At 61.7% G+C, this 3,400-nt stretch carries 5 protein-coding genes and 1 tRNA gene; 2 read left to right on the top strand and 4 right to left on the bottom strand.

Features of this window, described 5'->3' with window-relative positions; genetic code table 11:
• Positions 1-474: HipA domain-containing protein (locus tag EPO09_RS11100; protein WP_290643063.1), on the top strand; the 474-nt coding region annotated here is incomplete at its 5' end.
• A gap of 104 nt (positions 475-578) precedes the next feature.
• On the opposite strand, the gene EPO09_RS11095 is transcribed toward EPO09_RS11100, so the two are convergent.
• Positions 579-654 (bottom strand) — tRNA-Arg (locus tag EPO09_RS11095).
• 138 nt (positions 655-792) lie between these two features.
• On the opposite strand from EPO09_RS11095, the gene EPO09_RS11090 reads away from it, so the two are divergent.
• Positions 793-1,329, top strand: coding sequence for a c-type cytochrome (locus EPO09_RS11090; protein ID WP_290643061.1), 537 nt, complete (start codon positions 793-795; stop codon positions 1,327-1,329).
• A 45-nt stretch (positions 1,330-1,374) separates the two neighbouring features.
• Here EPO09_RS11090 and EPO09_RS11085 read toward each other — a convergent pair whose 3' ends face one another.
• The 3 genes from EPO09_RS11085 to EPO09_RS11075 all read right to left on the bottom strand — a co-directional run.
• On the bottom strand, positions 1,375-1,926 hold the full coding sequence (locus tag EPO09_RS11085; RefSeq protein ID WP_290643059.1) for a DUF2946 family protein: 552 nt from the start codon (positions 1,924-1,926) through the stop codon (positions 1,375-1,377).
• A gap of 32 nt (positions 1,927-1,958) precedes the next feature.
• Positions 1,959-2,987: an alpha/beta fold hydrolase gene (locus EPO09_RS11080; protein ID WP_290643057.1), complete on the bottom strand. Its 1,029-nt coding sequence runs from the start codon at positions 2,985-2,987 to the stop codon at positions 1,959-1,961.
• Between the two features lie 22 nt (positions 2,988-3,009).
• The coding region (locus tag EPO09_RS11075; protein WP_290643055.1) for a nuclear transport factor 2 family protein at positions 3,010-3,400 on the bottom strand (391 nt) is incomplete at its 5' end.

Below are 3,400 nucleotides of genomic sequence, written 5' to 3'. Positions count from 1 at the left end.
GCCCGACTGATCCGCGAACACAGCTCACGCGCAGCCCTGGACTTGCAAGCGCTGGTGCAATGGGTGTTTTTCAACATCTGCGTGGGCAACAACGACAGCCATGCCAAGAACCTGTCGCTGTACGCATTGCCTGGCCAGGGCGTTCGCCTCACGCCCTTTTATGACCTGATGTGCACGCGCATCTACCCTGGGCTGTCCAAAGCGTTCGCCTTCAACGTGGGCGGCGAAGTGCTGCCAGGGCAGATCGGCCACGCGCAACTGCAAGGCATGGCCCAACAACTGGGCATGAAGCCACGGTACGTGCAGACGGTTGCAGAGGATGTGGCCGTGAAGGTGCCTGCTGCCATCGATCAAGCCGTGAATGAGATATCGCCTCTGCTGGCCCACAGCAGCCAAACATTCGCAGAGCACCTGACGCACGAGGTGAAGTCGATCACCAAAAAGGCACAGGCGAGATTCCGCCCAGCGTCATAGATCGCAAACATCGGCAGCGGCGCTCGGTTCTGGCGGGTTGAGTCGGCCGAGCCACGCCCCAAAACAAAAAAGCACTTGACCCAAGGTCAAGTGCCAGACGTGAGTGGCGCGCCCGGCTGGGATCGAACCAGCAACCCCTGCCTTCGGAGGGCAGTACTCTATCCATTGAGCTACGGGCGCAGCAGTTTCGGATTCTAGCAGTCAGGTAGAGGATGACTTTTGGATAAGAGCAGGACAAGACTTATAATCCCCCTTTCGCCGGGCCGGATTCCCCCTGTCCGGGTCACCTCCATACAACCAGCGCCTCCTGAACACCCCATGAGCCAAGCGCCCCAATCCCAAGAGTCCGGCCACCATCAAGGCCCGATCAGCACCCCACAGCAATTGATTGCTGCCGTGCTGGCTGCGTTCATCATCCCGGTGGTCATCATCGGTCTGTTGGTGAACTATGTGTCGTCCAGCAACAAATCTGCCGCTGGCAGTGAAGCCCTGAGCGCGCAAGCCGTGTCTCAGCGCATCATGCCCGTGGGCACGGTCGAGATCAAACTGGCCTCGGCCAACACCGGCCCCCGCTCCGGCGAAGAGGTGTTCAAAGCTCAATGTACAAACTGCCACGCCGCTGGCATGCTGGGCGCCCCCAAGTTTGGTGATGCTGGCGCCTGGGGCCCACGCATTGCACAAGGCGAAGCCAAGCTGCTGGAGCACGCTCTGAAGGGCTTCAACGCCATGCCCGCACAAGGCGGCGGCGATTTCTCTGATCTGGAAGTGCAGCGCGGTCTGGTCTACATGGCCAACGCCGGTGGCGCCAAATTCTCTGAACCTGCAGCCCCTGCCGCAGCCGCTTCGGCTCCCTGATACGGTTTCGCACCAAGAAAAACCGGCTCCTCGGAGCCGGTTTTTTTATGCCTTCGCCACAGGCTGCGGGTTCAGACAGTAGTTGAAACGGACAGGCATTTCGGCAAAGGGCATTTCCTCGGGCGCCCAGACGCCCGCTTCCACGGCATCGGCGGCCGCATCCATGTCCAGCGAGCGCACCACGCCAAAGCCCAGATCGGTATCCAGGAACAAGCGGCCGTGCTCGTCCAACCAGCTGCAGCGGATCTCCTGAGCCAGCTTGCCAGTGTGGGACTCGACCGCAAAGCGGGCCCGCTCGCCCTCACCATGTTTGTGGACACCAAACACCAGCGGCGTGGCCTCCAGTTGCAGGTAAACACGCTGCGGGCCATTCTGGAAGAACCAGGCGCCCTGCTCGTCGTGTTCATAGTTGCGATGGATGAATTCCTTGAGCTTGTCGTGGGTGATGCGGCTGCCCTTGACTTGCGGGAAGGGGCCGGCGGCCTGGATGCGGTCATCACGCATGTACCAGTCGCCACGCGCATCCAAGGCCAGCCAGCCGTAGCAATCCGGCACATTGGGCCACTTCTTCAAGGCGGCTTTGACGATGTCGTCCATGGTCGTGTCCTCAGTTTTGTCTTGTTGTTGGTTCAGGCCGAGAGCTGCTGCTTCAACCAATACCCGACCGTCTCGGGCAGATCGGCCACATGCCCTGGGAATCGCCCGGCTGGAAAACCCACGTGCCCACCTTCGTGAGGTTGCCACAAAGTCACCGCCGGGCCTACTTCGCCCCGGGTTGGCAAGCTGGACGCCGGTACAAAAGGATCATTGCGGGCGTTGAGCACCAGCGCCGGCACGTCACGCATGGCCTTGAGCCCGGGCTTGGCGGAACAGCGCGCCCAATAGTCTTCCGTGTTGGCAAACCCATGCAAGGGCGCGGTGAAGGCATTGTCGTACTCGTACAGATCCCGCGCTGCGCGCAGGGCTGCCTCATTGGCCAGACCAGGAAATTGCTGCAGCTTGGCCAGCGCCTTGGGCTTCATGGAGTTCAGAAACATGCGCGTGTAGATCTGGCGATTGAAACCGCGCCCCAAGGCATGGCCCGCTGCGGCCAGATCAACGGGCGACGAGATGGCCACCACGGCCTTGACCACCTGTGAGGCCTCGTTGCCGGCCTCTTGAGCCCATCGCAGCAAGGCATTGCCCCCCAGCGAAACGCCCACGGCCACGGTTGGCCCGGCATGCGCCTGCGCCAGGCGCCTCAAGATCCAGTTGATCTCGGCGTGGTCACCTGAATGATAGGTACGTGGCGCACGGTTCAATTCACCCGAGCAGCCACGGAAGTGCGGCACCACGTAGTCCCAGCCAGATGCATGAGCCCAGTGGGCAAAGGCTCGTGCGTAGTGGCTCTGGGAAGAACCTTCCAGGCCGTGGAACAGCACGAGTTGCACACGGGCTTTGTGTGCGGTCTTCGGCTGTGCGCCAGCCAACACAGCCGCGGGCAGAAAATCCACGTCAATGAAATCGCCATCAGGCGTATCCCAGCGCTCGCGCCGGTAGGCCACAAGCACATGGCCGTGATCAACATGCGCCTTGCTGTACAGCGCCGGCCAAATGGTCTGCACATTGCCGGCGAAAGCGCCATGGCCGGCCAGCCAGCGTGGAGCGCGGTACTGCATGGTGCTTCAGGTCTGATTCAATTCAATGCAAGATGGTGCGCGGTTCGATGATGTCCGGCAGATCCTGCGGCAAACCGGCGCTGGCGTGGTGCGCCACCATGCGCCAGCCCATGGCCGTGCGCACGAACACATTGGTGGCGATCACGTAGGCGGTTTCCAGCCCGCGCTCCGTAGTGGCCTGCACCTTCTCGGTCACATGGTGAATGGCCATGGTGGCCGTTTCCATGCGGCGCACGTGGTGAACCTGAACATGAACCGGGCCATTGACGAACACGGCCTCGAAACCCGCCCGCACCGCCACGGTACCGACCACGCGGGGCCCACCGGGATGCACGCAGGCGATCTCTTCGTCGTCCGCCCACACGGACATCATCTTGTCCAGATCACCTTGCTGCATGGCCTCGTAAAACGAG

The organism is Aquabacterium sp., assembly GCF_004297345.1.
GTDB lineage: Bacteria > Pseudomonadota > Gammaproteobacteria > Burkholderiales > Burkholderiaceae_C > Aquabacterium.
This window is presented reverse-complemented; position numbering and strand designations above follow the sequence as displayed.